The organism is Burkholderia cepacia (assembly GCF_029962485.1).
In the GTDB taxonomy this organism is placed as follows: Bacteria; Pseudomonadota; Gammaproteobacteria; order Burkholderiales; family Burkholderiaceae; genus Burkholderia.
In genome coordinates this window covers 862,053-888,343 of record NZ_CP073638.1, presented here as the reverse complement: position 1 = coordinate 888,343, position 26,291 = coordinate 862,053, and the positions used below count along the sequence as shown (strand labels likewise).

General features: G+C 67.8%; 23 protein-coding genes and 1 pseudogene. 12 read left to right on the top strand and 12 right to left on the bottom strand.

Annotated elements, in window-relative coordinates:
• Positions 1–157 precede the first annotated feature (157 nt).
• A complete protein-coding gene (locus KEC55_RS20435) occupies positions 158–1,810 on the top strand; it encodes an acyl-CoA synthetase (RefSeq protein WP_282510133.1) in 1,653 nt (550 codons plus the stop codon).
• A 37-nt stretch (positions 1,811–1,847) separates the two neighbouring features.
• On the opposite strand, the pseudogene KEC55_RS20430 reads toward KEC55_RS20435, so the two are convergent.
• From KEC55_RS20430 to KEC55_RS20415, 4 genes and pseudogenes are all read right to left on the bottom strand, one after another.
• Positions 1,848–2,102, bottom strand: a pseudogene (locus tag KEC55_RS20430) (methyl-accepting chemotaxis protein); the annotation flags it as partial.
• A gap of 99 nt (positions 2,103–2,201) precedes the next feature.
• Positions 2,202–2,633, bottom strand: a complete 432-nt coding sequence (locus tag KEC55_RS20425; protein ID WP_049031149.1) for a YqaA family protein — start codon at positions 2,631–2,633, stop codon at positions 2,202–2,204.
• 71 nt (positions 2,634–2,704) lie between these two features.
• A complete protein-coding gene (gene kch / locus KEC55_RS20420; protein WP_282510129.1) occupies positions 2,705–3,880 on the bottom strand; it encodes a voltage-gated potassium channel protein in 1,176 nt (391 codons plus the stop codon).
• A gap of 121 nt (positions 3,881–4,001) precedes the next feature.
• Complete coding sequence (locus KEC55_RS20415; protein WP_282510127.1) at positions 4,002–4,652, bottom strand: LysE family translocator; 651 nt, start codon at positions 4,650–4,652, stop codon at positions 4,002–4,004.
• A 285-nt stretch (positions 4,653–4,937) separates the two neighbouring features.
• Here KEC55_RS20415 and KEC55_RS20410 point away from each other — a divergent pair, with 285 nt between their 5' ends.
• Positions 4,938–5,420: an Lrp/AsnC family transcriptional regulator gene (locus tag KEC55_RS20410; RefSeq protein ID WP_282510125.1), complete on the top strand. Its 483-nt coding sequence runs from the start codon at positions 4,938–4,940 to the stop codon at positions 5,418–5,420.
• Positions 5,421–5,803: 383 nt separating this feature from the next.
• On the opposite strand, the gene KEC55_RS20405 is transcribed toward KEC55_RS20410, so the two are convergent.
• Positions 5,804–5,947: a hypothetical protein gene (locus KEC55_RS20405; RefSeq protein ID WP_176045293.1), complete on the bottom strand. Its 144-nt coding sequence runs from the start codon at positions 5,945–5,947 to the stop codon at positions 5,804–5,806.
• Positions 5,948–6,177: 230 nt separating this feature from the next.
• Entirely contained in the window at positions 6,178–7,836 is a 1,659-nt protein-coding gene (locus tag KEC55_RS20400) for an IclR family transcriptional regulator (protein WP_282510122.1), read from the bottom strand.
• 177 nt (positions 7,837–8,013) lie between these two features.
• On the opposite strand from KEC55_RS20400, the gene KEC55_RS20395 reads away from it, so the two are divergent.
• The 3 genes from KEC55_RS20395 (at position 8,014) to KEC55_RS20385 (ending at position 11,955) form a co-directional block, all read left to right on the top strand.
• Positions 8,014–8,973: an MBL fold metallo-hydrolase gene (locus KEC55_RS20395; protein WP_282510120.1), complete on the top strand. Its 960-nt coding sequence runs from the start codon at positions 8,014–8,016 to the stop codon at positions 8,971–8,973.
• Positions 8,974–9,154: 181 nt separating this feature from the next.
• Entirely contained in the window at positions 9,155–10,507 is a 1,353-nt protein-coding gene (locus KEC55_RS20390) for an MFS transporter (RefSeq protein ID WP_282510118.1), read from the top strand.
• Between the two features lie 86 nt (positions 10,508–10,593).
• Positions 10,594–11,955, top strand: a complete 1,362-nt coding sequence (locus KEC55_RS20385; protein WP_282510116.1) for an MFS transporter — start codon at positions 10,594–10,596, stop codon at positions 11,953–11,955.
• A 70-nt stretch (positions 11,956–12,025) separates the two neighbouring features.
• Here KEC55_RS20385 and KEC55_RS20380 read toward each other — a convergent pair whose 3' ends face one another.
• Together KEC55_RS20380 and KEC55_RS20375 are read right to left on the bottom strand one after the other, a co-directional pair.
• Positions 12,026–13,822 (bottom strand): sensor domain-containing diguanylate cyclase, encoded by a 1,797-nt coding sequence (locus KEC55_RS20380; protein ID WP_282510114.1) that lies wholly within the window; start codon positions 13,820–13,822, stop codon positions 12,026–12,028.
• Between the two features lie 333 nt (positions 13,823–14,155).
• Positions 14,156–14,950 carry an SDR family NAD(P)-dependent oxidoreductase gene (locus KEC55_RS20375; protein ID WP_282510112.1) on the bottom strand — a complete coding sequence of 265 codons (795 nt, stop codon included), beginning with the start codon at positions 14,948–14,950 and terminating at the stop codon, positions 14,156–14,158.
• Between the two features lie 135 nt (positions 14,951–15,085).
• On the opposite strand from KEC55_RS20375, the gene KEC55_RS20370 reads away from it, so the two are divergent.
• Positions 15,086–16,045 (top strand): GlxA family transcriptional regulator, encoded by a 960-nt coding sequence (locus tag KEC55_RS20370; protein WP_282510110.1) that lies wholly within the window; start codon positions 15,086–15,088, stop codon positions 16,043–16,045.
• Positions 16,046–16,121: 76 nt separating this feature from the next.
• Positions 16,122–17,270, top strand: coding sequence for an epoxide hydrolase family protein (locus KEC55_RS20365; protein WP_282510108.1), 1,149 nt, complete (start codon positions 16,122–16,124; stop codon positions 17,268–17,270).
• A 100-nt stretch (positions 17,271–17,370) separates the two neighbouring features.
• On the opposite strand, the gene KEC55_RS20360 is transcribed toward KEC55_RS20365, so the two are convergent.
• On the bottom strand, positions 17,371–17,862 hold the full coding sequence (locus KEC55_RS20360; RefSeq protein ID WP_282510106.1) for a 2,4'-dihydroxyacetophenone dioxygenase family protein: 492 nt from the start codon (positions 17,860–17,862) through the stop codon (positions 17,371–17,373).
• 168 nt (positions 17,863–18,030) lie between these two features.
• Between KEC55_RS20360 and KEC55_RS20355 the strand changes: the two genes are divergently transcribed.
• The 3 genes from KEC55_RS20355 to KEC55_RS20345 are packed head-to-tail and all read left to right on the top strand — an operon-like array spanning position 18,031 to position 20,127.
• Positions 18,031–18,501 (top strand): MarR family winged helix-turn-helix transcriptional regulator, encoded by a 471-nt coding sequence (locus tag KEC55_RS20355; RefSeq protein WP_282510104.1) that lies wholly within the window; start codon positions 18,031–18,033, stop codon positions 18,499–18,501.
• Between the two features lie 37 nt (positions 18,502–18,538).
• On the top strand, positions 18,539–18,874 hold the full coding sequence (locus KEC55_RS20350) for a hypothetical protein (RefSeq protein WP_282510102.1): 336 nt from the start codon (positions 18,539–18,541) through the stop codon (positions 18,872–18,874).
• On the top strand, positions 18,871–20,127 hold the full coding sequence (locus KEC55_RS20345) for an MFS transporter (RefSeq protein ID WP_282510100.1): 1,257 nt from the start codon (positions 18,871–18,873) through the stop codon (positions 20,125–20,127). Before KEC55_RS20350 ends, KEC55_RS20345 begins: the two co-directional genes overlap by 4 nt.
• A 398-nt stretch (positions 20,128–20,525) precedes the next feature.
• Here KEC55_RS20345 and KEC55_RS20340 read toward each other — a convergent pair whose 3' ends face one another.
• Entirely contained in the window at positions 20,526–21,479 is a 954-nt protein-coding gene (locus KEC55_RS20340) for a LysR family transcriptional regulator (RefSeq protein WP_282510098.1), read from the bottom strand.
• A gap of 105 nt (positions 21,480–21,584) precedes the next feature.
• On the opposite strand from KEC55_RS20340, the gene KEC55_RS20335 reads away from it, so the two are divergent.
• Both KEC55_RS20335 and KEC55_RS20330 read left to right on the top strand, forming a co-directional pair.
• A complete protein-coding gene (locus tag KEC55_RS20335; RefSeq protein WP_282510096.1) occupies positions 21,585–22,940 on the top strand; it encodes an aspartate aminotransferase family protein in 1,356 nt (451 codons plus the stop codon).
• Between the two features lie 49 nt (positions 22,941–22,989).
• On the top strand, positions 22,990–24,507 hold the full coding sequence (locus KEC55_RS20330; protein ID WP_282510094.1) for a CoA-acylating methylmalonate-semialdehyde dehydrogenase: 1,518 nt from the start codon (positions 22,990–22,992) through the stop codon (positions 24,505–24,507).
• A gap of 146 nt (positions 24,508–24,653) precedes the next feature.
• On the opposite strand, the gene KEC55_RS20325 is transcribed toward KEC55_RS20330, so the two are convergent.
• Positions 24,654–25,028, bottom strand: coding sequence for a COG4315 family predicted lipoprotein (locus KEC55_RS20325; RefSeq protein ID WP_282511361.1), 375 nt, complete (start codon positions 25,026–25,028; stop codon positions 24,654–24,656).
• A gap of 293 nt (positions 25,029–25,321) precedes the next feature.
• Positions 25,322–26,257 carry a DMT family transporter gene (locus tag KEC55_RS20320; protein ID WP_282510092.1) on the bottom strand — a complete coding sequence of 312 codons (936 nt, stop codon included), beginning with the start codon at positions 26,255–26,257 and terminating at the stop codon, positions 25,322–25,324.
• Between the last annotated feature and the right edge of the window lie 34 nt (positions 26,258–26,291).

Here is a 26,291-nt window from a genome sequence, read left to right as displayed (position 1 = left end):
TGCGAGGATAGGGATAACGCGCAGCGCTCGAAAGGCACTCTGTCGTTTCGATGACAGACGGCTCACAATAGCGCCCGTTAGGCTGTCGGCAATTGAACCACATCAAAACGATCCGGGGTGCATGCACGCCGGTCGACAGAACACGGGAGACAGGATCATGACGCAGATGTTCGAGGCCGGACTCGGCCGCCGCGACGCCAATTACGTGCCGCTCACCCCGATCGATTTCCTGGTCCGGACGGCCGAAGTCTACGGCGAGCGCCTCGCGATCGTGCACGGCGACGTGCGGCGCACCTGGGGCGAGACCTACACGCGTGCGAAGCAGCTGGCGAGCGCGCTCGTGCAGGCCGGCGTCGAGCGCGGCGACACGGTCGCGGCGATGCTGCCGAACATTCCGGCGATGGTCGAGGCGCACTTCGGCGTGCCGATGGCCGGCGCGGTGCTGAACACGATCAACACGCGGCTCGACGTGTCGTCGGTGCTGTTCATGCTCCGTCACGGCGAGGCGAAGGTGCTGATCGTCGACACCGAATACGCGGAGTTCGCGCATCGCGCGGCGCTCGAGGTGCCGGGCCTGAAGATCGTCAGCGTGGCCGACGCGATGCCCGCCGATCCCGACCGTTTCGCCGGCGCGACCGATTACGAGGCGTTCGTGGCCGGCGGCGACGCCGACTACGCATGGACGCCGCCCGCCGACGAATGGGATGCGATCGCGCTGAACTACACGTCCGGCACGACCGGCGACCCGAAGGGCGTCGTCTACCATCATCGCGGCGCGTATCTCGCGGCGATCAGCAACCTCCTCGAATGGGACATGCCGAAGCACGCGGTGTATCTGTGGACGCTGCCGATGTTCCATTGCAACGGCTGGTGCTTCCCGTGGGCCGTCGCGGCGCGCGCGGGCGTGAACGTGTGCCTGCGCAAGTTCGACGCGAAGACCGTGTTCGACCTGATCCGCCGCGAGCGCATCACGCATTACTGCGGCGCGCCGATCGTGCAGAGCGCGATCGCGAATGCACCGGCGGAATTCCGTGAAGGGATCGACCACACGGTGCACGCGATGGTCGCGGGCGCGGCGCCCGCGCCGGCCGTGATCGCGAAGATGAAGGAGATCGGCTTCGACCTGCTGCACGTGTACGGGCTGACCGAGGTGTATGGCCCGGCGACCGTGTGCGCGAAGCAGTCGCACTGGGAAGAGCTGTCCGACGAGGAGCGTGCGCGGCTCAATGCGCGCCAGGGCGTGCGTTACCACCTCGAAGCGGGCGCGACGGTGCTCGATCCCGACACGATGGCGCCGGTGCCGGCCGACGGCGAGACGCTCGGCGAGATCATGTTCCGCGGCAACATCTGCATGAAGGGCTACCTGAAGAACCCGAAGGCGACCGACGAGGCGTTCCACGGCGGCTGGTTCCATACCGGAGACCTCGCGGTGCTGATGCCGGACGGCTATATCCGGATCAAGGATCGCAAGAAGGACATCATCATCTCGGGCGGCGAGAACATCTCGAGCATCGAGGTCGAGGACGCGCTGTACCGCCATCCGGCCGTCGCCGTCGCGGCCGTCGTCGCGATGCCCGACCCGAAATGGGGCGAAGTGCCGTGCGCGTTCGTCGAGTTGCGCGAAGGCGCGAGCGCGACCGAGGAGGAGATCGTCGCGCACTGCCGGCAACTGCTCGCGGGCTTCAAGGTGCCGAAGGCCGTGCGCTTCGGCGAACTGCCGAAGACGTCGACCGGCAAGATCCAGAAGTTCCAGCTGCGCAATGCGGTCGGCTCGGACAAGGCGATCGACCTGGCGGGCGACAAGAAGTAGGCGGCGCGCCCGGCCGTGGCCGATCATCCTGCGTCCGTCATGCGTCGCGTGCGAGCCGGAACACGCTGACCGCGTCCGACAGTTGCGCGGCCTGGTCGCGCAGCGCGACGGCCGCGCGTTCGGCATCCGCGATCAGCATCGCATTCTGCTGCGTCGCGTCGCCGATCTGCGCGACGGCCAGGTTCACCTGCTCGATGCCGGTCGATTGTTCGCGCGACGCGGCGCTGATCTCGCCGATCAGCGTGCTGACCTGGTCGACCCGCGCGACGATGTCGCGCATCGTGCCGCGCGCGTCACCGCCAGTCGTCCGCTGAATGCGGCAACTTTGGCGAAATCTTTAGCGGAATGCCGTCGATCGACGGCCGGCGGGCGCGGGAGAAGACCGCGGGCGTCAGTGCGTCACGAGCCACGCGACGGCCAGATAGCGGCCGACCTTCGCGATGGTCACGATGACGAGAAAGGTCGGCAGCGGTTCGCGCAGCACGCCGGCGATCATCGTCAGTGGATCGCCGATCACCGGCGCCCAGCTGAGCAGCAGCGACCAGCGGCCATAGCGCCCGTACCAGCGCTCGGCGCGCGCGAGCGCGGACGGCTTGACCGGAAACCAGCGGCGGTCGCGGAAGTGCTCGATGCCGCGCCCGAGCGCCCAGTTGATCGCCGATCCGGCGACGTTGCCGATGCTCGCGACGAGCACCAGCGCCCACACGGGTTCGCGCCCGGCGAGCAGCAGGCCCGCGAGCACGGCTTCGGACTGGAGCGGAAACAGGGTCGCGGCGACCATCGACACGGCGAACAGGCCGCCGTAAGTGAGCAATTCGGACATCGCGCGATTGTACCGGCCGCACGCCGGCCGGCCCGGGTCATACGGTCACAGGCTCGCGGCGCTAGGTGGCGCTAGGTGGCGTCGGCCGTGCCGAACAGCAGGTGCGAGATCACCGACTTGTCGACTGGTTCGTCGTTGAGCGTGCTGGCAAGCAGTTCGCCCGCGAGCTGCTGCGGCGAGAACACCATGTCGGGTTTCAGCAGGCGCAGCCGTTCGAGGTTGCGCTGCTGGTTCACGAGCGCGACCGTGCGCACCGCCGGCGCGATCTCGCGGATCGCGAGGATGATGAAGGCGTTTTCGGCGTCGTCGGAGCGCAGCGCCAGCACGGCACGCGCGGTCGCCGTGCCGGCGCTTTCCAGCACCGCGTGGTCGGTCGCGTCGCCGACGATCAGGTCGGTCGCGGCCGCGTAGTTGTGCTCGACGCCGGCCGGCACGATGACGGTCACCGCGTAGCCGCGCTTGCGCAGCCCGTCGTGTACCGCGTGCGCCACCGGCGTCGCGCCGACGATCAGGAAATGATGCTTGCGGATCACGTTCGAAAGGCCTCCCTTGACGATCCGTTTCAGATTGCCGCCGATCACGGGGCCGACGACCGCGCTGATCGACGTCGCGAATACCGTGATGCCGAGGACGATCACCGAGGCGGTGAACAGGCGTGCGGTCGGTGCGTGCGGAACGATGTCGCCGTAACCGACCGTCGACATCGACACGATCGAGAAATAGACGGCGGTGGCGAGGTCGTGGACGGGCGGCGTGAATTCGTCGCCGAGGTACAGCACGCCGAAGGTCGCGTAGATCAGCAGCGACACGATGCTCAGCAACGCAAACAGGCTGCTTGCGGCCACGCTCGCGCGGTCGAAGTGCCGCCAGTAATACAGCAGCGCAACCACCAGCACGGCCGTGTAGACGAACACCGCGTGGCTTTGATAGCCGCCGAGCAAGCTGATCGCGGCGGCCGCGACCAGCAGCACGATCGACAGCACCCACGCGACGCGGGCGCGCAGCACGATGCCGATGGCCATCGTGGCGAGGCCGGCCGCGACGACGACTTGCGGCAGCACGACGAGCCCTGCGTTGTCGACGAGGTTCAGCGCATCGGCGAGCCACGCGTGATGCAGGCCGAGCCTGGCATGCTCGACGACGGGGCGCAGCACCATGAGCGCATCGAGCGCGAGTAGGAGGGCGAGATACCAGTGCAGGCCGATTGGCGCGAACAGGCGCCGCAGGCGGGTAGTGACGTGCTTCATTCAGTCGCCCGGCGGGCCGGGCATGTCCAACGAACCAGCCGCTACCCTAAAGCATTCCGCGATCGGCTGCTTTTTCGCGGGGCCTGATGGCGGCCGTGACGAAGCCGGCAGCCCTGGTCTTTCAGTTCCAGCCGACCATGATCGCGCCCATCCCGACGAGCAGCCCACCCGTCAGGCGATTCATCGCGCGCATCCGTGCCGGCCGCTGCAGCGCGCGGCTCAGCCGGTGCGAAAACAGGGCCATCGACGCGACGCCGCCCGCGAACAGCAACGCGAACGTCGTCGCGAGCAGCAGGAATTGAAGGTTCAGGCTCCAGTCGGCATTCGGGCTGATGAACTGCGGAAAGAACGACGGAAAGAACAGCAGCGTCTTCGGATTCAGGCCGGAGGTCGCGACGCCGCGCCAGAACAGCGCGCGGTCGCTGTCCTGCCGGGGGATGGCCGTTTCGGTTGCGGCATCGGTTGCGGCAGCCGGTGCGTTTGCCGGCGCGCGGCTGAGCCATTGCTTGGCGCCGAGCCACACGAGATACGCGGCGCCGGCCCAGCGCAGTACGGTCAGCGCGTGCTCGTTGAGATGCACCAGTGAATTCAGGCACAGCGCGGTCAGCGCGAGTTGCAGCAGCACGGCGAGCGTGCCGCCCCAGACGCAGGGCAGCGCACGGCGCCAGCCGGCGCGCAGCGCCTGGTTCATCGTGAGCAGGTTGACGGGACCGGGGGCGTAGATCAGGACGACGGAGGCAGCGAGGAACGACAGATAAAGCTTGAACGACATGACGGGAGTGCAGGAACAGGGCCGCAGGCACCGGCCCCGCACGCGGTCGGATAGGCGTGCGGGCGGCGGGGAATCGCATGTCTGCCGCCCGGCACCGCAACTTGTGATTGCGGCCGTGCGTCCCGGTGCGAAGGGGTTGTCGCGGGGAGCGTGCCGGGCAGCAGGCATGGAGAAAATGTATCAAGCGGCCCGGTTAAAAGGCTTCCTGTTTTCCGGTAAAACGGGCCTGAAACCGGAATCCTGTTCAGATAGAATGCCGATTTTCAGTAGAAGATTCTTCTCATCATGGCTACCCGCGAACGCATGCCGAAAACGCTCGACAATCAGGACCGCAAGATCCTTGGTGCATTGCAGAAAAATGCGCGCCTGTCGAACGCCGAACTCGCCGAACAGATCGGCATGTCGACCACCGCATGCTGGAACCGCACGCGGCAACTCGAGCTCGACGGTTACATCGACGGTTACGTCGCGCTGGTCAACCAGCGCATGCTCGGCTACGCGGACATCGTGATTCTCGAAGTCACGCTCGATCGCCACGAGGACGACGCGCTCGCGCGTTTCGGCTCGGAACTGGCGGCGCTGCCCGAAGTGCTCGAGGCATATCTGGTGTCGGGCGAGTACGACTACTGGATCAAGGTCGCGGTGGATGGCACGGCCGGCTACGAACGCTTCCTGCGCGAAAAGCTGTACCGGATTTCGAGCATCCGTCACAGCCGTTCGATGTTCGCGCTGCGCTGCATGAAGGATGTGCCTTCGATCCAGGTGTGACGGGAGGCGGGGATGACGTGCGGCCGTCGTTGAAACGACGGCGCGTGCGGCTGCGCGTGGGTGCGGTAAAAGCCGCCAAAGGGCCGACAGGGAAGGCTCGCCGGATGTGATGGCGAGGTGGTGCGGAAAACGGATGAATCTTCCGTTGGCGGTAGGGCGACGTTGCCTCTCGCCTGGTATCGGCGCTTGACGCGGCCGTAAAACAAGCTTGAAACGCTCCCGACGCGGTGAGCGCATTCATCAGCCGGGGCTCGCCCGGCATATTTCCACGTCAGTCAACACCACCGCATTCCGATGCCCGACGCAGCGGCCACTGGCGGCGCGCGTCCGGGCAAGCGGATCAGGCGGAGGGTTTGCCGCTGGTTGGCGGCCGGTCGTTCCGCTCAGCGCGGCAGGCGCGCGTGTGCTTCAGCGATGACTTCGCAGTTCTCGAGGTGGAGCGCCCACGCTTCTGCAAGCAGCTCGCTCACACGTGCGAGCCAGCCAGTGGATTCGGTGGAACGGTTGGAGACATTAGACGTTTGCATGACGAAGCCCCATATAGGTGGCGAGTTAGGGATAACCCTAATCATAGCGAAACGTCACCGCCTTGTGAAATGCGATTTCGTTATATGAGAATTCCTGACACTTATGTTGCTGCCGCGCAACATGAATAACGGCTGCCTTTGCGTGACGCACGGGCGTGCCGAGGCCGTGCCAGCACGGCCTCAGGGGAAGAGAGCAAAGCGGATTCGAGCGTCGGGGAAAAGGGGCGCGATTACTGCCCGATCCACCCGAACCGCCAGGACAGTCGCCGCGTCGCGGCGAGCAGCGTCTGCGCGAGGTCGCTGTCCGGCCCGCGCGGGAAGCCGCGCGATGAGCCGATGATCGCGATCACCAGCCGGATGCTGCCGGTGTGATCGAACACGGGCGCGGCGACCGTGCCGATGCCCGGTACCGGCGCGTCGAACGCGAAATCGAGTTCGTCCGCGCGGATCGCCGCGAGCCGCGCGCGGAATGCGGCATCGTCCGGCGCGGTGCGGCTGCCCGCGAGACGCACGGGTTCGTTGGCGAGCAGGTCCGCCAGCACGTCGTCGGACATGCCGGACGCGAAGATCCGGCCGATCGCCGTATTGACGAGCGACATCACGGTGCCGACCTGCAGGCTCACGTGCTGCGGCCGCGCCGATTCTTCGAGACGGATCACGGTCGGGCCCAGCGGGCCGAGCGTCGCGGCGGCAACGCTCATGTCGGTCGCGGCGGCCAGGGCGATGATCTCGGCTTCCGCGTCGCGCGTCGGCGACACGCGCTGCATGGCGATCAGGCCGAGCGCCTGCGCGAGCGGGCCGCCGTCGAAACAGCTGGCGTCGTCGCGGCCCAGCAGGCCGATCTTCTGCAGGCTGACCAGATGCGGAAATGCCTTCGCGGCCGGCATGCCGGCCGCTGCCGCGAGATCGCGCAGCGGCAGCGCGCGGCCGGCCGACACCAGCGCGAGCAGCAGTTCACCGGTGCTGTCGAGCGCATTGATCCCGCGCTGCGCCTTCGCGTCGTCGCCCAATGCCGGCGGCACGTGAGTCGCGCCAACTGCCGGCGCGGGTGGCGGTTCAGCCTGGTTCGAGCTTTCCGCGCCGAGCGACGCGGTGGCCTGCCGTGCGGCTTCGCGCAAGGCCGTCGCAATCGGTCCGTCCCAGTCGACATCGATCGACCCGCTTGAACCAATTACCGTCAACGCAAGCTGCAGATGCCCATTCGCGTCGAATACGGGCACGCACATCGCGCTGACGCCGGGGCTCGGCCGGTCGATGCTGCGCTCGATACCGCGCGTGCGAATCGCTTCGCGCTCGGCTTGCCGCGCGTCGGCGTCGGGTGCGTTTTCCTCGTCCTCGGCGCCCGCGAGCGAATCGCCCGCGCCGGCCTGGCTGGCCGCCATCGCGTCGAGCTGCGCGGTGTCGCCGAACGTGCGGAACACGCGGCCGGTGGCCGTCGTATCGAGCGACATCACCGAGCCGACGTGCAGGTTCACGTGCAAAGGATAACCGCCGTGCTCGATGCGCACGATCGTCGGGCCGAGCGCGCCCGGCACCGACAGCGCGACGCTCAGGCCGACGGCTTCGGCGAGCTGCACCGCGTGCGGCAGCGCCGCGCGGTAGGCCGGCTGGCGCTCGATCGACATCAGCCCGAGCCGCAGCGACAACGGGCCCGGCTCGTAGTTGCCGGTGATCGCATCGCGCTTCACGAGCGCGAGCCGCGTCAGGCTGACCAGATAGGTATGCGCCTGCGCGGTCGACAGGTCGGCCGCCGCCGCCAGCTCCGACAGCCCGAGCGGCTTGCGTCGGCGCGCGAGCGCGTCGAGCAGCCGGCCACCGACCTCGACACTCTGGATCCCGCGCTGCGCCTTGGGCGGCGCGTCGTCTGCGCTGACTTCGTGGTTCTGCACGCGATGGTTCTTCCGTTGACGAAACCCCGCATGGTATCCGACGCCATTTATCGCGCCAGCCCGCAGGTTTACCCGTATTAAACAATAGCAAGCGACTTTGTCATTGACAAATATTCGGTGCGGGAAGATGATCCGCTCACTCCCCTCAACACATGGCTCGCAGCCACGGAACGCAACATGGCCAAAGCATTCGCCTCCCAAGCCGATCTGGAAGAGAAGAAAGTCACCTGGACGAAGCTGTCCGAGAACGCGTACGCGTACACCGCCGAAGGCGACCCGAACTCGGGCGTGATCATCGGCGACGACAGCGTGCTGATCGTCGACACGACCGCGACGCCCGCGATGGCGCAGGACCTGATCGCGAAGATCCGCAGCGTCACCGACAAGCCGATCAAGCACGTGGTGCTGTCGCACTACCACGCGGTGCGCGTGCTCGGCGCTTCAGCGTATTTCGACGAAGGCGCGCAGCACGTGATCGCGAGCCGCGGCACGTACGAGATGATCGTCGAGCGCGGCGAGGCCGACATGAAGTCGGAGATCGAACGCTTCCCGCGCCTGTTCGCCGGTGTCGAGACGGTGCCGGGCCTGACCTGGCCGACGCTCGTGTTCGAGCGCGAGATCACGCTGTTCCTCGGCAAGCTCGAAGTGAAGATCATGCACGTCGGCTCGGGCCACACGAAGGGCGACACGATCGTGTGGATCCCGTCGCAGAAGGTGCTGTTCTCGGGCGACCTGGTCGAATACGACGCCGCGTGCTACTGCGGCGACGCGCAGCTCGAACAATGGCCGGCCACGCTCGAGGCGCTGCGCGCGCTCGGCGCCGAGAAGCTCGTGCCGGGTCGCGGCCCCGCGCTGCTGAATCCGGCTGAAGTCGACAAGGGTCTCGACTACACGAAGGACTTCGTGACGACGCTGCTCGCGCAAGGCCGCAAGGCGGTCGAGCGCAATCTCGACCTGAAGGCGTCGATGGCGCTCACGCGCGAAGCGATGGACCCGAAGTTCGGCCACGTGTTCATCTACGAACACTGCCTGCCGTTCGACGTGTCGCGCGCATTCGACGAGGCGAGCGGCATCACGCATCCGCGCATCTGGACCGCGCAGCGCGACAAGGACATGTGGGCCGCGCTGCAGGACTGAGCGGCACGCGGCGGCGGGGCGTTGAGATAAACGCTTCGCCGTTTCCCTGAGGGCTGCGGCATCCGCGGCGGCACTGCGCCGCGGCGCCGCAGCCGTATCCGGTCTCACAAGAAAGCAGGGCGCATGCACGCCCTCGGAGACTGCTGCGCGCTCGAATCGCGCGGCCCGTTTGGAGAGAGACATGCCCCAATCGCTTCCCGCCGAAGCGACGCTCGCGCACGCGAGTGCCTCGGCGCCGACTTCCGCATCCGAATTCAGCGACGCGCAGCTGTTCCGCAAGATCGCGTGGCGGATCGTCCCGTTCCTGTTCCTCTGCTACGTCGTGTCGTTTCTCGACCGCATCAACATCGGTTTCGCGCAGTTGCAGATGAAGCACGATCTCGGTTTCAGCGATGCGATGTACGGCCTCGGCGCCGCGGTGTTCTACGTCGGCTACGTGTTCTGCGAGGTGCCGAGCAACATGCTGCTCGCGCGGTTCGGCGCGCGCCGGACTTTTACACGGATCATGCTGCTGTGGGGCATTGCGTCGACCGGGATGATGTTCGTGTCGCAGCCGTCGCATTTCTACGTGCTGCGCTTCCTGCTCGGCGTGTTCGAGGCCGGTTTCTTTCCCGGCATCGTGCTGTACCTGACCTACTGGTTCCCGGCGAACCGGCGCGCGGCGGCGATCTCGGTGTTTTTCGCGGGCGTCGCGGTGGCCGGCGTGCTCGGCGGCCTGATGTCGGGCTGGATCATGCGCGACATGAGCGGCGTGCTCGGGCTGCACGGCTGGCAATGGATGTTCGCGATCGAAGGCGCGCCGGCGATCCTGCTCGCGTTCGCCGCGTTCACGTTCCTCGTCGACCGGCCGCAGGACGCCGCGTGGCTCACGTCCGACGAAAAGGCACGCGTTGCCGCGCTGTGTGGCGAAGGGCGCGGGCACGGCAGCGCGCACGACGGACGCAGCGTGATGGCCGCGCTCGCGAATCCGCGCGTGTACCTGTTCGCGTTCATCTATTTCTCGCTGACCTGCGCGTCGCTGACGCTCAACTTCTGGATGCCGCTGATGATCCGCGACTTCGGCGTGACCGACGTCGTTGCGGTGAGTCTCTACACGGTCGTGCCGAACGCGGTCGGCGCGATCGGGCTGGTCCTGATCGCGCGCCGCTCGGACCGCACCGGCGAGCGCCGCAAGCACTTCGCGTGCTGCACGATCGGCGGCGGGCTCGCGCTCGCGGCGCTGACGCTGCATTTGCATAGTTTCGCGGCGATGCTCGCGTGCCTGTCGATCGCGGCGACGCTGATCTTTGCCGCGCTGCCGATCTTCTGGGCCGTGCCGACCCGCTACCTGTCGGGCAACGCGGCAGCCGCCGGGATCGCGCTGATCAGCAGCATCGGGATCACGAGCGGCATCGTCAGCCCGTGGGTGATCGGGATGATCCGCACGCGCACGGGCAGCATGGATCTCGCCGTGTACCTGCTGGCCGCGCTGCTGGTGGCGAGCGGCGCCGCGCTGATGCTCGGCGTGAAGAGTGAAAGCGTGCAACGCGGCTGAGTGAACCAGGGCCGGTCGATGCCCGCGGGCAGCGGCGACCGGCGCCTCATCTCCGTCCGCACCCGAATTCATCGAGGAGACGTTCGATGTCAGCCCCTCTTCAAGCGCACGCCGCACCGGCCGTCGCGTCCGGCGCCGGGTCAACGGACGCGGCCGGCGACGACGCGCTGTATCGCCGCATCGGCATGCGGATCATCCCGTTCCTGTTCATCTGCTACATCGTGTCGATCCTCGATCGCAGCAACATCGGCTTCGCGCAGTTGCAGATGCGGCAGGATCTCGGCCTGACCGATGCGATGTACAGCCTCGGCGCGGTACTGTTCTTCGTCGGCTACGTGCTGTTCGAGGTGCCGAGCAACGCGTTGCTGCGCCGCTTCGGCGCGCGCCGCACGTTCGCGCGGATCATGTTCCTGTGGGGCGCGGTGTCGGTCGCGATGATCACCGTCGACAGCGCGAAGCACTTTTACGTGCTGCGCTTCCTGCTCGGGCTGTTCGAGGCCGGATTCTTTCCGGGCGTGGTGTTCTACCTGACTTACTGGTATCCGGCGCGGCGGCGCGCGTCGGTGCTGTCGATCTTCTACGCGGGCGTCGCGGTGGCCGGGATGGTCGGCGGGCTGCTGTCGGGCTGGCTCATGCGCGGGATGTCCGGCGTGATGGGGCTGCACGGCTGGCAATGGATGTTCGCGATCGAAGGCGCGCCCGCGATCCTGCTCGGCGTGATCGCGTGGTTCTGGCTGTGCGATCGCCCCGAGCACGCGCGCTGGCTGTCCGACGCCGACCGTCAGCGGCTCGCGGCCGACCTGGCCGCGGACCGCGCCGGCGCGGGCACGCAGGCGCCGCATTCGCTGCGGCAGGTGCTGGCCGAACCGCGCACGTACCTGTTCGCGTTCATCTATTTCTCGCTGACCACCGCGCTGCTGATGCTGCTGTTCTGGATGCCGCTCATGATCCGCGAATTCGGCATCCGCGACGTCGTGCAGATCAGCCTGCTGTCGGTCGTGCCGAATGCGATCGGCGCGGCCGGCCTGATCGTGATCGCGCGACGCTCGGACCGCAAGCGCGAACGGCGCCGGCACTTCGCCGCGTGCGCGTTCGGCGGTGCGGTGGCGCTCGCGCTGCTGACGCTGCACCTGCCGAGCATCGTCGCGATGATGGCGCTGCTGTCGATCGCGGCGATGCTGATCTTCGCCGCGCATCCGGTGTTCTGGGCCGTGCCGTCCGGGTATTTCTCGGGCGCCGGCGCGGCGGGCGGGATCGCGCTGATCAGCAGCATCGGCGTGTCGAGCGGGATGATCACGCCCTGGCTCGTCGGATTGATCCGCACGCGCACCGGCAGCATGGACCCTGCGATGCTGATGATCGCGGCGCTGCTGGCCGCGTGCGCGGTCGCGATGCTGCTGGGTGTGCGGCGCGGCGAGGCCGGCGCGCGGGCAGAAGCTGCGCGTTGACGGCGATGCCGCACGGGCGGGCGGCGGTGCGATGCCGTCGTCCCGTTCGCGAAGGAAGCGGGCACCGCGGCTAGGCCCGATACACCTCGATCCGGTTGCGGCCGCGTTCCTTCGCGAGATAGAGCGCCTTGTCGGCGCGCGACAGCGACTGGTAGGCGCCGAAGTCCGATTCGCGCATCGCGTCGATGCCGATGCTGACGGTCACCACGACCTGCTCGTCCTCGTGCGTGAGCTGCGTCTGCAGCGCGCGCTGCTGCACGCGCCGCGCGAAGGCCAGCGCCGTATCGAGATCCGATCCCGGCAGCACGATCGCGAACTCCTCGCCGCCGACCCGGCCGACGATGCTGTCCGGCCCGGTTTCCGCAAGCAGCAGCCGCGCGAAATGACGGAGCGCGCGATCGCCGAGCGGGTGGCCCCAGCGGTCGTTCAGCGCCTTGAAGTGATCGAGGTCGAGCATCAGCACGGCGGCGGCCCGGCCGGTCGCGCGCACGCCGCGCAGCGCCGCTTCGCTTTGCCGCATGAACGCATGACGGTTCGACAGTTGCGTCAGGTGATCGGTCGTCGCCATCCGGTGCAGTTCGGCCTCGATGTGCTTGCGGTCGGTCGCATCGGTGATGAAGCCGTGCCATACGGTGCCGCCGTCGGCCGTGCGTTGCGGGCGTGCATCGCCTTCGCGCCAGCGCAGGCCCTGGCCGGGCAGCAGCACGCGATACTCGAGACGCCACGGTGTCAGGTGCACCGACGAATCCTGCAGCGACTGCCGATAGGCGACCAGGTCGGCCGGATGGATCCGCATCTCGACCGTCTCCGCATGGCGAGCGAGCTGCTCGGGCGTCAGTTCGTAGATGTCGCGGACACCGGCGCTCGCATACGAGAAGAAGCGGCGTCCGCCGGCCGTCTGACGAAGTTGAAAGACGAGCCCCGGCACCTGGTCGGTGAGATCCGTGACGAGCGCGGCCGAGTCGCGCAATCGCGCGGCGAGTTCGCGCAGCGCGGTGATGTCGGTGGTCGTGCCGACCATCCGCAGCGCACGGCCGTGGCAGTCGCGCGTGATCACCTTGCCGCGGCTGCGGATCCACCGGTACGTGCCGTCCTTGCAGCGGATGCGGTGTTCGACTTCGTAGCTGTCGGTGCGGCTTTCGAAATGCGCGAGCATCGCGGCTTTCACGCCGTCGACGTCGTCCGGATGCAGGCGTTCGTAAGCGTCCTCGATCCGGCTGCTCAGTTCGTGCGGCGCATAGCCGAGCATCGCCTTCCACGCCGGCGAGTAACGGATCTCGCCGTTCTCCACGTTGCGGTCCCACACGCCGGTGCCGCTTTCGGTCAGTGCAAGCGATGTCAGCGTGCTGTGCTCCTCGACGCGCGCGAGCCGGTTGCGCAACGCAGCTTCCGCGATGGCGCGGGCCAGCGCGCGCTCGGCCACGACCGCGAGGTCGAGCAGCAGCGCGCATTGCGTGGCGTCGAGCGTCAGGCGGGTGTCGTTGACGATGCACAGCGTGCCGAGTGTCGTGCCGTCGGGCGCGGCCAGCTCACAGGCCGCGACGATTTGCGGTGCGGGAAGCAGGGCGTCGTCGCATTGCGGGGCGTGTACGACGTATCGTCTGCCGGCAGACGGATCGCGTTCGACGTGCGGCGGAAGGCAGACGGCAGGAAGCGGATCGGGCAAGGTGCCGTCGGCGGCGAGCACGCGTTGCGTGCCGGCCTCGGCGCGCGCGACGAACGCGCCGGCCGTGCGTGCCTGCGCACGCGCAATGCGGCAAACGGCGACGAGTTCGGGCAGCGACGGCAGCGCCGGCTGGCCGTCGGCGGAATCGTGCGCAGAGGCCGGCGCGTCGCCGGTCTCGGTGATGAACATACGGAACCGCATGGTCGAATTCCGCAACGGACGATTGCCCTCGTGATCGGACGAATGCCGATCGAACGAGGCTGCTTGGGGGACTGCAATCGCAGAGCTTACTGTCGCGCGGAATGCGTGGCAAGCGAGTCGAAATCGGTCGCTGGCGCCGGTCATTTGTGCCGGCGGCGAACGAATCCGGCGCGCGTTCCCGCAGACGAATCGAGCGTTCGGCGCGCGCCCGGAAACGTGCCGTCGAACGCCGGATGACCGGCGGCCGATTCGCCGTGCGGCCCCGTTTCCCACGACGCGCCCGGGGTTCGATGTGATGACCGGCCCCGATCGACACGGGGCCGGCGCGATCGATCAGCTGGCGTAGCGCGGCGCGGGCGTATCGGCCGACAGGTGCGGCGCCATCGTGCGACGTGCGGTCTCGTAAGCCTCCCATTCGTCGCCCGCGTGCAGCGACGGGATCGTCACGAGTTCGCCGCGCTCGAAGCCGACGAGTGCCGCATCGACCATGTCGGGCGCGGCCATCACGATTTCCTTCGGCAGGTGTTCGAGCGGCAGGCCGCCCGTTTGCCAGAAATCGGTGGCGGTTGCGCCCGGCAGTACGGCCTGCACCCGTACGCCCTTGCCGGCGAGTTCGTGGTGCAGCGACTGGCTGAACGCGAGCACGAAGGCCTTGCTGCCGCCGTACACGCCGTTCAGCGTTTCCGGCGAGATCGCGACGATCGACGAAATGTTGATCACCGCGCCGCCGCCGCGTGCGACGAAGCCGGGCACGGCCGCGTAGGTCAGGCGCGTGAGCGCGGTCACGTTCAGGTCGATCATGCGCGTCATTGCGTCGACGTCGCTGTCGAGCAGCGGCGCATGCGTGCCGATACCGGCGTTGTTCACGAGCAGCGTGATGCTCGCGTCCTGTTTCAGCTTCGCCTCGACGGCGGCGAGCGCCGAGCGGTCGTTGAGGTCCGCGTCGACGATCTCGACGCTGCGCTGCGTGTCGTTCGTGATGCGCTCGGCAAGGGCGCTCAGCCGGTCGCGATTGCGTGCGACCAGGATCAGGTCGTAGCCGCGGCGCGAGAGGCGGTCTGCGTAGACGGCGCCGATGCCCGACGATGCGCCGGTAATGAGGGCGGTACCGCGATGTGCTTGCGTCATGATGTGCTCCGTTTCGGTGGGGTTGGCCGGATGGCGTGAAGCCATTCTGGCGCCGAAGTGTCGCGACACAAATGACGTAGATGGGTATGATTCAGGACATCGGGCCGACCACCGCGCCCGGGACCGGAGAACCCCATGCACCGAATCGGCTTTCTGATCAGCGACGGCTTCCAGATCATGGCGCTCGCCGCGCAGTCGGTGTTCGAGTACGCGAACATGGGCATGCGCGAGCCGTTCTACGTGATGGACAACTATTCGGTCGACGGCGGCGACGTGTGCTCGTCGCTTGGGCTGTCGGTCGCGACGCGTGCGCTGCGCGGGCGGATCGACGTCGATACGTGGATCGTCGCGGGCGTCAACGATCCGCTCGCCGCGCCGGCGCCGGCCGGCGTCGTCACCTACCTGCGGCGTACGAACGCGCGTGCGCGGCGGATCGCCGGCATCTGCACGGGGGCGTTCGTGCTGGCCGAGGCCGGGCTGCTCGCGCAGCGCCGCGCAACCACCCACTGGGCGTTCGGCCGCGACATGCAGCGGCAGTACCCGGAGATTCGCGTCGAGGAAGACCGGATCTACATCGTCGACGGTCCGATCTGGACTTCGGCCGGGATGACGGCCGGGCTGGACCTTGCGCTCGCGATGGTGGAAAAGGATCTGGGCGCCGATGCCGCGCGCTCGGTCGCGCACAAGCTCGTGATGCATCAGCGCCGCGCCGGCGGCCAGTCGCAGCATTCGGAAATGCTCGATCTCGCGCCGAAATCCGACCGGATCCAGAACGCGCTGAACTATGCGCGGCAGAACCTCGGCCGTGCGCTGACCGTCGAGGATCTGGCCGAAGCCGTCCACTTGAGCCCGCGCCAGTTCAGCCGCGTGTTCACGCTCGAAACGGGGCAGTCGCCGGCGAAGGCGATCGAGCGGCTGCGGCTCGAATCCGCGCGGCTGATGATCGAGCAGAGCCGCCATCCGCTCGACGTGATCGCGAAGGAGAACGGTTTTCGCGACCGCCGGCACATGCGCGAGGTGTTCGTACGCGGGTTCGGCGTGCCGCCGCAGGCGATGCGGCGCGACGCGCGGGCGGACGAGCGGGAGCCGGCCTGAGCGCGGGCGCGAGGCGTTCGGTGCGGTTTGAAAAAAACGCGCAGAATCTCGTCGATATGCTTCGTGAGGAGACACGATGTACGCCGCCCCGTTCGACATTGCGATTCCCGATCACGCGCTCGATGACCTGCGCCGACGCCTGCGAGACACGCGCGCACCGATGCTGACACCGGCCGGGGCGTGGCAGCAGGGCGTCGACGGCGCATGGCTGCGCGAGCTGACCGCATACTGGGCCGAACGCTTCGACTGGCGTGCGGCGGAGCGCGCGCTGAACCGGTTGCCGCAATTCGTCGCCGACGCCGGTGGGAAGCGCGTGCATTTCATCCATCGACGCGGCGTCGGACCGAGGCCGTATCCGCTCGTCATCACGCACGGCTGGCCGGGTTCCGTATTCGAATTCGAGGCGCTGATCGATCGCCTCTGCGACCCGGCGGCGTTCGGCGGCGATCCGGACGACGCGTTCGACGTCGTCGTGCCGTCACTGCCGGGCTTCCTGTTCTCGCCGGCGCCCGAGGCGCCCGGCATGGCGGCGTTTCAGGTCGCCGACCGTTGGGCGGCGCTGATGTCCGGCCTCGGCTATCGCCGCTTCGGTGCGCAAGGCGGGGACCTCGGCGCAGGCGTGTCGATTGCGCTCGGCGCGCGACATGCCGACGTGGTGGACGCGATTCACCTCAACTATTTGCCCGGCAGCTACGAACCTCCGACCGACGCGGCTGCGCCGCTGACCGAGGACGAACGGGCCTTCGTGACGCAGCGCGGCGAATGGGCCGCGCTGGAAGGCGGATACGCGCATGTACACATGACGAAGCCGCAGACGCTGGCCGTCGCGCTCAACGATTCGCCGGCCGGGCTGGCCGCGTGGATCGCGGAGAAATTCCGCGCGTGGAGCGATTGCGACGGTGACGTCGCGCGGCGGTTTTCGCACGACACGCTGCTGACCGGAATCTCGCTCTACTGGTTCACCGGCTGCATCGGTTCGTCCATGCAGATGTATTGGGAAAACCGGCTGCAGCCCATGCGCTTCGAGGCCGGGCAGCGCGTGGCGGTGCCCGTCGCGTTTGCGCGTTTTCCGAAGGAAATCAGCTGCCCGCCGCGCAGCTGGCTCGAACGGGTGTTCGACGTCGCGCAGTGGACCGACATGCCGCGCGGCGGCCATTTTGCTGCGCTGGAGGAGCCGGATCTGCTGGCCAACGATATTCGGCGATTTTTCCGGCGTTTTCGGTAACGCGCGGGTCGATCCGGGAGGCCGGCGAAGTCCGCCGGCGGCCAACCGGGCATCGACGGGATGCCGGCACCATGCGGATCGCGCCGAACGGCCTCCTGTCCTATCGCGTGACGAACGGCGCGGCGTCGTCCGGCGCGGTGCGCGCATGTTTGCGCTGGCGCAGCAGCGCGACGCGGCAGTTCTCGCGCGCGGTCTCGTTACCATCGTCGTCGAGCAGCACGAGATCGCCGCGCATCACGTTCAGCGTGATCACGTCCTCGCCGGGCGCGCCGAGCGTTTCCGGCGTGTGCACCGAGCCGGCCGGTTCGAGCACCGTCGAGCCGGCGTGCGCGACCCAGTCGTATTCCAGGTAGCGCCACGCACCCTGCAGCGTATGAACGAACACCTCGCCGTCGTGACGGTGGCGCGGCAGCGTGCCGCCGGCCGGCATCTTCAGCAGCGCGGTGAGCGTGTCCTCGGCCGCATTGATGTGCAGGTACTTGATCGCGAGCCCCGGCAGGTCGGCGCTCATCGGCAGCCACGGCAGCGCGTCGCCGGGCAGGCACGAGATCGGCGGCAAGTCGGTGGAGAGCGGGGCGGACGGCTGCGTCATGGCGGGAGGCGGAGCGGAAATGGAGAGCCCGCATTATCGCAGAGCCGGATCGTACGGCCGAACGCGGTCGCTCTCGTCGACACAGGCGGCGTAGAAGGCACGATTCTTACAGTCTGAAATATGCAGTCAAACTGTACAGTTAAACTGTCGACATGCTATCGTGGCGCCATGAACACGCCATCGTCCCCCTCCGACGCGCTCCCGCTTGCCGGTCTCGCCGGCGAACTCCGCATTTCGGTCAGCAAGCTGATGCGGCGCATGCGGGAGCAGACCCATCCGAACGACCTCACTTCGTCGCAGAAATCGGTACTGCTGCGGCTCGACCGCGACGGCCCGGCGACGGTGTCCGCGCTGGCCCGTGCCGAAAGCGTGCGCCCGCAGTCGATGCGCGTGACGGTCGCGACGCTCGAGGCGCTCGGCGCTGTCGGCGGCGAGCCCGATCCGACCGACGGCCGCCAGACGCTGATCGCGCTCACGCCCGGTTTCCGCAAGGTGCTGCAGGCCAACCGTGCGGCCAAGGACGACTGGCTGTTCCGTGCGCTGCACGCGCAACTGTCGGAGGCGGAACAGGCCGAGCTCGCGGCGGCCGTGAAGCTGCTGCAGCGGCTTGCCGAATTCCAGGATCCCGCCCGCCCGTGAACCGCATCGACCCGCACGCCGAAAGGACTGCCTGACCATGAACCTCCCGCATCTCGTGTCGTACTTCTTCGGCGGCGCGTTTCTCGCGAACGTCGTGCCGCATCTCGTCAGCGGGTTGCGCGGCGAGCCGTTCCAGACGCCGTTCGCGAATCCGCCCGGGCACGGGTTGTCGTCGTCCACCGTGAATGTCGTGTGGGGTGTTGCGAACCTCGTGATGGCTTACGTGCTGGTGTGCCGGGTCGGGGATTTCGACCTCCGGGTCACGGCCGATGCGGCGGCGCTCGGGCTCGGCATCCTCGCGCTCGGCCTGTTCCTCGCGCGGCGATTCGGCGAACTGCACGGCGGCAACGAGCCCGACCGGGAGCGGCCATGAGCGTACCGGCGGCAGGCGTGTTTCGTTCGCTTCGCAGTTTCAACTATCGTGTGTGGGCGATCGGTTCGCTGGTGTCGAACATCGGCACCTGGGTCCAGCGCACCGCGCAGGACTGGCTCGTGCTCACGCAGCTGACGCATCACGATGCGTCCGCCGTCGGCACGGTGATGGCGCTGCAGTTCGGGCCGCAACTGCTGCTGTTGCCGTGGACCGGTTACGCAGCCGACCGCTTCGACCAGCGCAAGCTGCTGATGACGACGCAGGCGCTGATGGGCGTGCTGGCGCTGGCGCTCGGCGCGCTGACGGTCACGGGTGTCGCGCGGCTCGAGCATGTCTACGTGTTCGCGTTCCTGTTCGGCTGCGCGTCGGCGTTCGACGCGCCCGTGCGGCAGACCTTCGTCGCGGAACTGGTCGGCGATCGCGAGCTCGCGAATGCCGTCGCGCTCAATTCGACGTCGTTCAACGCCGCGCGGATGATCGGCCCGGCCGCGGCGGGTTTCATGATCGCGTCGGTCGGCACCGGCTGGGCGTTCGTCGCCAACGGGCTCAGTTTCTTCGCGGTGCTGGTGTCGCTGTTGATGCTGCGGGAGGACGAACTGCGCGCGAACCTGCGGGCGGGGCGTTCGCGAGGTGGCCTGCTCGACGGCTTCCGCTACGTGTGGCGGCGCGACGACCTGAAGGCGATCCTCGTGATGCTGTTCCTGATCGGCACGTTCGGGCTCAATTTCCAGTTGTTCATCTCGACGATGGCGGCCAGCGTGTTTCATGTCGATGCGCGCGGGTTCGGTGTGCTGTCGTCGATGATGGCGGTCGGCACAGTGTCGGGCGCGCTGCTCGCGGCACGCCGCGAGCAGCCGCGCTTCCGGCATCTGTGGTTCGGCGCGGCGCTGTTCGGGCTCGGCTGCACGTTCGCCGCGCTGGCGCCGGGCTACTGGCTGTTCGCCGCCGCGCTCGTGCTGACCGGGATCGCCGCGATCACCTTCATGAATTCGACCAACAGCCTGATGCAGCTGTCCACCGAGCCGGCGATGCGCGGCCGCGTGATGGCGCTGCGCCTCGCGGTCGCGCTCGGCGGCACGCCGATCGGCGCGCCGGTGGCCGGCTGGGTCGCGAACCATCTTGGCCCGCGCTGGGCGCTCGGCGTCGGCGCGGCGTCCGGTTTTGCCGCGGCGCTGGTCGCCACGCATTTCGTGAAGCGCAGCCGCGCGCTAGCGCAAGCCGACGGCGCGCGCGACCGGTTCGACGGCGTGTGATCGGGTGAGCGGGCGGGGCGCTGATACAGCCGCTGCGTTTGCCCGTCCCGCAACCGCTCGCATGCTGCCACACGGCACACGGCACACGGCACACGGCACACGGCACACGGCACACGGCACACGGCACACGGCACACGGCACACGGCACACCGCACACCGCACACCGCACACCGCACACCGCACACCGCACACCGCACACCGCACACCGCACACCGCACACCGCACACCGCACACCGCACACCGCACACCGCACACCGCACACGGCACACCGCACACGGCACACGGCACACCGCACACCGCACACCGCACACCGCACACCGCACACCGCACACCGCACACCGCACACCGCACACCGCACACCGCACACCGCCGGGAGCCGGATGCTTCGCGTGCGGAGCCTACCCAGCCGGCCGCACCGCCTTCGCATGCGCGGCTTCCAGACACGACTGGAACAGCAGCGCGGCCCGCGACGGCCGCGGCGAGCGCCGCAGCAGGCTCACGAACCGGCACCGGTAATTGAACCGGTGCGGCGCGATCGGCTGCATCAGCCCCTTGTTTTCGAAACTTTCCGCGTAGTGATCGGGCAGGAAGCCGAGATAGCGGCCTGACAGGATCAGCGTCGCGATCGATTCCTGGTCCGACGCGGTCGCGCTGCGCGTGAGCTTCGCGCGGTGGCTCAACTCCATGTTCGGCGAATGGAAGCCGAGCCCCGCGAACGCGTGGTTGCGGATCGTCGTCCACGTGAGCTTGCCGTGCGGCGCATCGAAGAGCGGATGCTGGCGGCCGCAGTAGAGCAGCATCCGTTCGTCGAACAGCTCCGAATACTCGAGGCTGCCCGAGTTGCGGTGCGCGGGAATGATCCCGACCTGATAGCTGCCGTCGATGATTCCGCGCTCGACCTCGTTGATCGACGCGACGTGCAGGTTCAGCGCGACGTCGGGCGCTTCGTCGGCGAACTGGCGGATCGCGTCGCCGAGCCGCGCATTCGCGTTGGTGGCCGTCTTGTCGAACACCGCGATGTGCAATTCTCCGCCCATTTTGTCGTGAATGCCGTCGATCCTGCTGCGAAATGCTTCCATCGACGCGAGCAGGCGCAGCGTTTCCTCATAGACCGTCTGGCCTTCCGGCGTCAGCGTGAAGCCCGCGCGGCCGCGCCGGCACAGCACGAGGCCGAGGCGCGTCTCGAGATCCTTCACGTGCCGGCTGATCGTCGAGATGCCGATATTCAGTTCCAGTTCGGCCGCCGCCATCCCGCCGCACTGCACGACACCCTTGAAGACCCGCAGCAGGCGGAGATCCATGTCGCTGAGCTGCCCGAGCAACGCACGGCTCTTCGGTTTCTTTGCTTGCATAGTTGAGCAAGTGAACATTGATATTGCGATATTCAAAAGACTAATTGGCGTCCCGACAATGTGCAACATCAACACAAGGAGGAGGGGCGCATCGCGCCGACCGACATGACCGACATCACCACCGCCCAGCAGGACGACACGAACCTCCGCACCGACGCCGCGTGGCTCGACGCGCACTGGATGCCGTTCACGGCCAACCGCCAGTTCAAGGCCGATCCGCGCATGATCGTGTCGGGCAAGGGGGCGTATTACACGGATGGCGAAGGCCGCAAGATTTTCGACGGCCTGTCGGGCCTCTGGTGCACAGGCCTCGGTCACGGCCGCACGGAAATCGTCGAAGCCGTGAGCCGTCAGGTCGCGCAGCTCGACTACGCGCCGGCATTCCAGTTCGGCCACCCGAAATCGTTCGAACTCGCGAACAAGATCAAGGACCTGACGCCGGCCGGTCTCGACTACGTGTTCTTCACGGGCTCGGGTTCGGAAGCGGCCGATACCTCGCTGAAGCTGGCCCGCGCGTACTGGCGTGCGAAGGGCAAGGGCACGAAGACGCGCCTGATCGGCCGCGAGAAGGGTTACCACGGCGTGAACTTCGGCGGCATCTCGGTCGGCGGGATCGGACCGAACCGCAAGCTGTTCGGCCAGGGTCTCGACGCCGATTTCCTGCCGCACACCCAACTCGCCGAAAACAAGTTCTCGCGCGGGATGCCCGAGCACGGCGCCGAGCTGGCCGACCGCCTGCTCGAGCTGATCGCGCTGCACGACGCGTCGAACATCGCGGCCGTGATCGTCGAGCCGTTCTCCGGCTCGGCGGGCGTGGTCGTGCCGCCGAAGGGCTATCTGAAGCGCCTGCGCGACATCTGTACCGCGCACGACATCCTGCTGATTTTCGACGAGGTCATCACGGGCTTCGGCCGCGCCGGCGCGATGACGGGTGCCGATGCTTTCGGCGTGGTGCCGGACATCCTGAACTTCGCGAAGCAGGTGACGAACGGCGTGCAGCCGCTCGGCGGCGTGGTCGCGACGAAGGAGATCTACGACACGTTCATGGCCGCGGGCGGCCCCGAGTACATGCTCGAGTTCCCGCACGGCTACACGTATTCGGCGCACCCGGTCGCGTGCGCGGCCGGCGTCGCGGCGCTCGACCTGCTGGTGAAGGAAGACGCGGTGGCGCGTGTGCGCGATCTCGCGCCGCATTTCGAGGCGGCCGTGCACGGGCTGAAGGGCCAGCGCCACATTACCGACATCCGCAACTACGGGCTGGCTGCCGGCCTGACGATCGCTGCGCTGCCGGGCGAGCCGGCACGGCGCCCGTACGAGATCGCGATGCGCTGCTGGGCGAAGGGTTTCTACGTGCGCTACGGCGGCGACACGATCCAGCTGGCGCCCCCGTTCATCTCGGAGAAGCGCGAGATCGACAACCTGGTCAACGCGCTGTCCGACGCACTGAACGAAGTGGACTGAGCCGCCGCTCGTCCCCCGCGATAACCGAATTCACGAAAGAGCCTCAACGATGAAACACGACAGCAATGTGACCTCCACCATCGGCCACTTGATCGACGGCAAGCGCGTCGACGGCGGCAGCCGCGTTCAGCCGGTGTTCGACCCGGCCACCGGCGAATCGAACAAGAGCGTCGCGCTCGCCGACAAGCTGACCGTCGAAGCCGCGATCGCGTCCGCGCAGGCCGCGTTCCCGGCGTGGCGCAACACGCCGCCGCTGAAGCGCGCCCGCGTGATGAGCCGCTTCAAGACGCTGCTCGAGGAGCACGCCGACGAGCTGTGCGCGCTGATCACGGCCGAGCACGGCAAGGTGCTCGCCGATGCGATGGGCGAACTGCAGCGCGGGATCGAGAACGTCGAATACGCGACCTACGTGCCCGAGCTGCTGAAGGGCGAGCACAGCAAGAACGTCGGCCCCGCGATCGACTCGTGGAGCGAGTTCCAGGCGCTCGGCGTCGCGGCCGGCATCACGCCGTTCAACTTCCCGGTGATGGTGCCGCTGTGGATGTGGCCGATGGCCGTCGCCTGCGGCAACACGTTCGTGCTGAAGCCGTCCGAGCGCACGCCGTCGTCGACGCTGCGCATGGCCGAGCTCGCGCTCGAAGCCGGCCTGCCGCCGGGCGTGCTGAACGTCGTGAACGGCGACAAGGAAGCGGTCGACACGCTGCTGACCGATCCGCGCGTGAAGGCCGTGAGCTTCGTCGGCTCGACGCCGATCGCCGAATACATCTATTCGACCGGCTGCGCGCACGGCAAGCGCGTGCAGGCGCTCGGTGGCGCGAAGAACTTCGCGGTCGTGATGCCGGACGCCGATATCGGCAACGCGGTGAACGCGCTGATGGGCGCCGCGTACGGTTCGTGCGGCGAGCGCTGCATGGCGATTCCGCTGGTCGTCGCGATCGGTGACGAGACGGGCGACAAGGTCGTCGCGGGGCTGAAGGCCGAGATCGAGAAGATGAAGGTCGGCCCGGGCAACGGCGCGGGCGTCGACATGGGCCCGCTCGTCACGCAGCAGCATTTCGAGAAGGTGACGGGTTTCGTCGAAGCCGGCGTGGAAGCCGGTGCGACGCTCGTCGTCGACGGCCGCAGCGTGAAGGTCGACGGCCACGACGGCGGCTACTACCTCGGCCCGTGCCTGTTCGACAACGTGAAGCCCGGCATGCCGATCTACCAGCACGAGATTTTCGGGCCCGTGCTCGGCGTGATCCGACTGAAGTCGCTCGACGAGGCGATGGCGCTGATCGACGCGCACGAGTACGGCAACGGTACGTGCCTGTTCACGCGCGACGGCGAGGCCGCACGCTACTTCGGCGACAACATCCAGATCGGCATGGTCGGCATCAACGTGCCGCTGCCGGTGCCGGTTGCGTATCACTCGTTCGGCGGCTGGAAGCGTTCGCTGTTCGGCGACCTGCACGCGTACGGCCCGGACGCCGTGCGTTTCTACACGAAGCGCAAGACGATCACGCAGCGCTGGCCGTCGGCCGGCGTGCGTGAAGGGACGGTGTTCAGCTTCCCGTCGAGCCGCTGACGCGCTGCCCGGCTGCATGCATCGCCCGCCCGGCGGCGGACGATGCAACGCGGCCGGTGCGATCGCGAGCAGGCCCGCCCGGATCGACGATCCGGGCGGGCTTTTTTACGTCCGCGCGGCGTGCGCGGAAGACGGCGGATTGACGCTTACGGCGCGGCCACGTGCCACATGTCCTTGAAGTTGTCGCCGTTGCGATCGCCCTGTTTCATGTCCTTCGAGAAGAAGTACAGCGGCTTGCCCTTGTACGCCCATTGCGGGCTTCCGTCGTCGCGCTTGACGATCGTGTAGGGCCCGACCGGAACGTCGGTCGCACTGGCCTTGTAGGGTGGCCAGAAGGATTCGCACTGGCCCGTGCACGCGCTGGTGCCGGCGTTGGCCTTGTCCTTGTCGAACGTATAGACGGTCATTCCGTTCGCGGCGACGAGCGAACCGTTTTCGATTTTCGTGATCGAGCCTTGAGCCGACGCCGAAGCGGATGCAATGGCGAGCAGGGCGGAGCTGACGAGCAGCGCGGCTTTCATGAGGGCCTCCTGTAATCCGGTGGGCGGCCGCGATCGCGCACGGGCGAGCGTGCGCCAGGATCGCGATGAATGGTGCCGGAACGCGGTGCCGTCGCCGCCGGTGCGAGCGACGCAGGGTCGAATGGCGGCGAACGGAGCGCTCCATTCACGATAGGCGGTTTTTGGCGGGGCTGCGAGAACATCGGGGGCGCATCGGCCGCGCGTATGCGTCACGCAATGGGGGACGATCGCCGCCATGCTCCGCTCCGGTAATCGACATCCGTCCCCGCTTGCGCGCCGCGCGTACCCGTGCGTCAGCGCTTCGCGCGATTGGTCAGCGCGACGCCCGCGATCACGAGTGCGCCGCCGGCCAGCATCGACGGCGACAACGGCTCGCCGAGCAGCGCGACCGACAGCAGCACGCCGAACACGGGCACCAGATTGGTGAACACGGCCGCGCGGGCCGGCCCGAGTTCGCGGATCCCCTGTGAATACCAGACGAATGCGACCACCGTGCCGATCGCGCCGAGGTAGAGCATCGACACGATGGCCTGCCACGTCAGTGGCGTGCCGTCGCTCGCAGGCGCGCCGAACAGGTGCGCGACGATCAGCAGTGCGAGGCCCCACAGCGCCGCATACGTCGTGGCTGCGAGCGGCGACAGCCCATTGAGCGCGCGCCGGCCGATCACCGTATAGGCGGCCCAGCTCAGCACGGCGCACAGCATGAAGCGTTCGCCGGCGCCGAACGTGTTGCCGAGATCGGTCAGCACGCGCAGCAGGTCGCCGCGGCTGATCACGACGAGCGCACCGAACAGCGCGACGGCGATGCCGGCCCAGCGCGACAGCGACAGGCGTTCTCCGCGCACGACGATCGACAGCAGCACGGCGGTGGCGACCGGATTCAGCGCGACGAACAGCGCGGTGCGCCCGGCCGGCATTCGCGCGAGCGCCGCGAAAAAGCACACGTTGTACAGGAAGATGCCGGTCGCGCCGAGGCCGAACGTCGTCACGATCTGGCGGCCGCTCAGTTTCGGCAGCCCGCCTTCGATTCTCCACGTCAGTACGACCAGCATCAGCGCGGCGATCGCGAAGCGGCCGGTGGCCGCCGAGGTCGCGGACATCGTCGCGGCGAGGATCCGGCCCGCGATGAAGGTCCCGCCCCAGAACAGCGCGACGAGCGTGAGCTTCACGTAGATGGCCGCGTGCGGCCGGGTGGCGACGAGGCTGGCGGGGGGAGCGGGAGCGTTCATGTGACGTGGGTTCTCGAAAGGAAAGCGCGTGCGG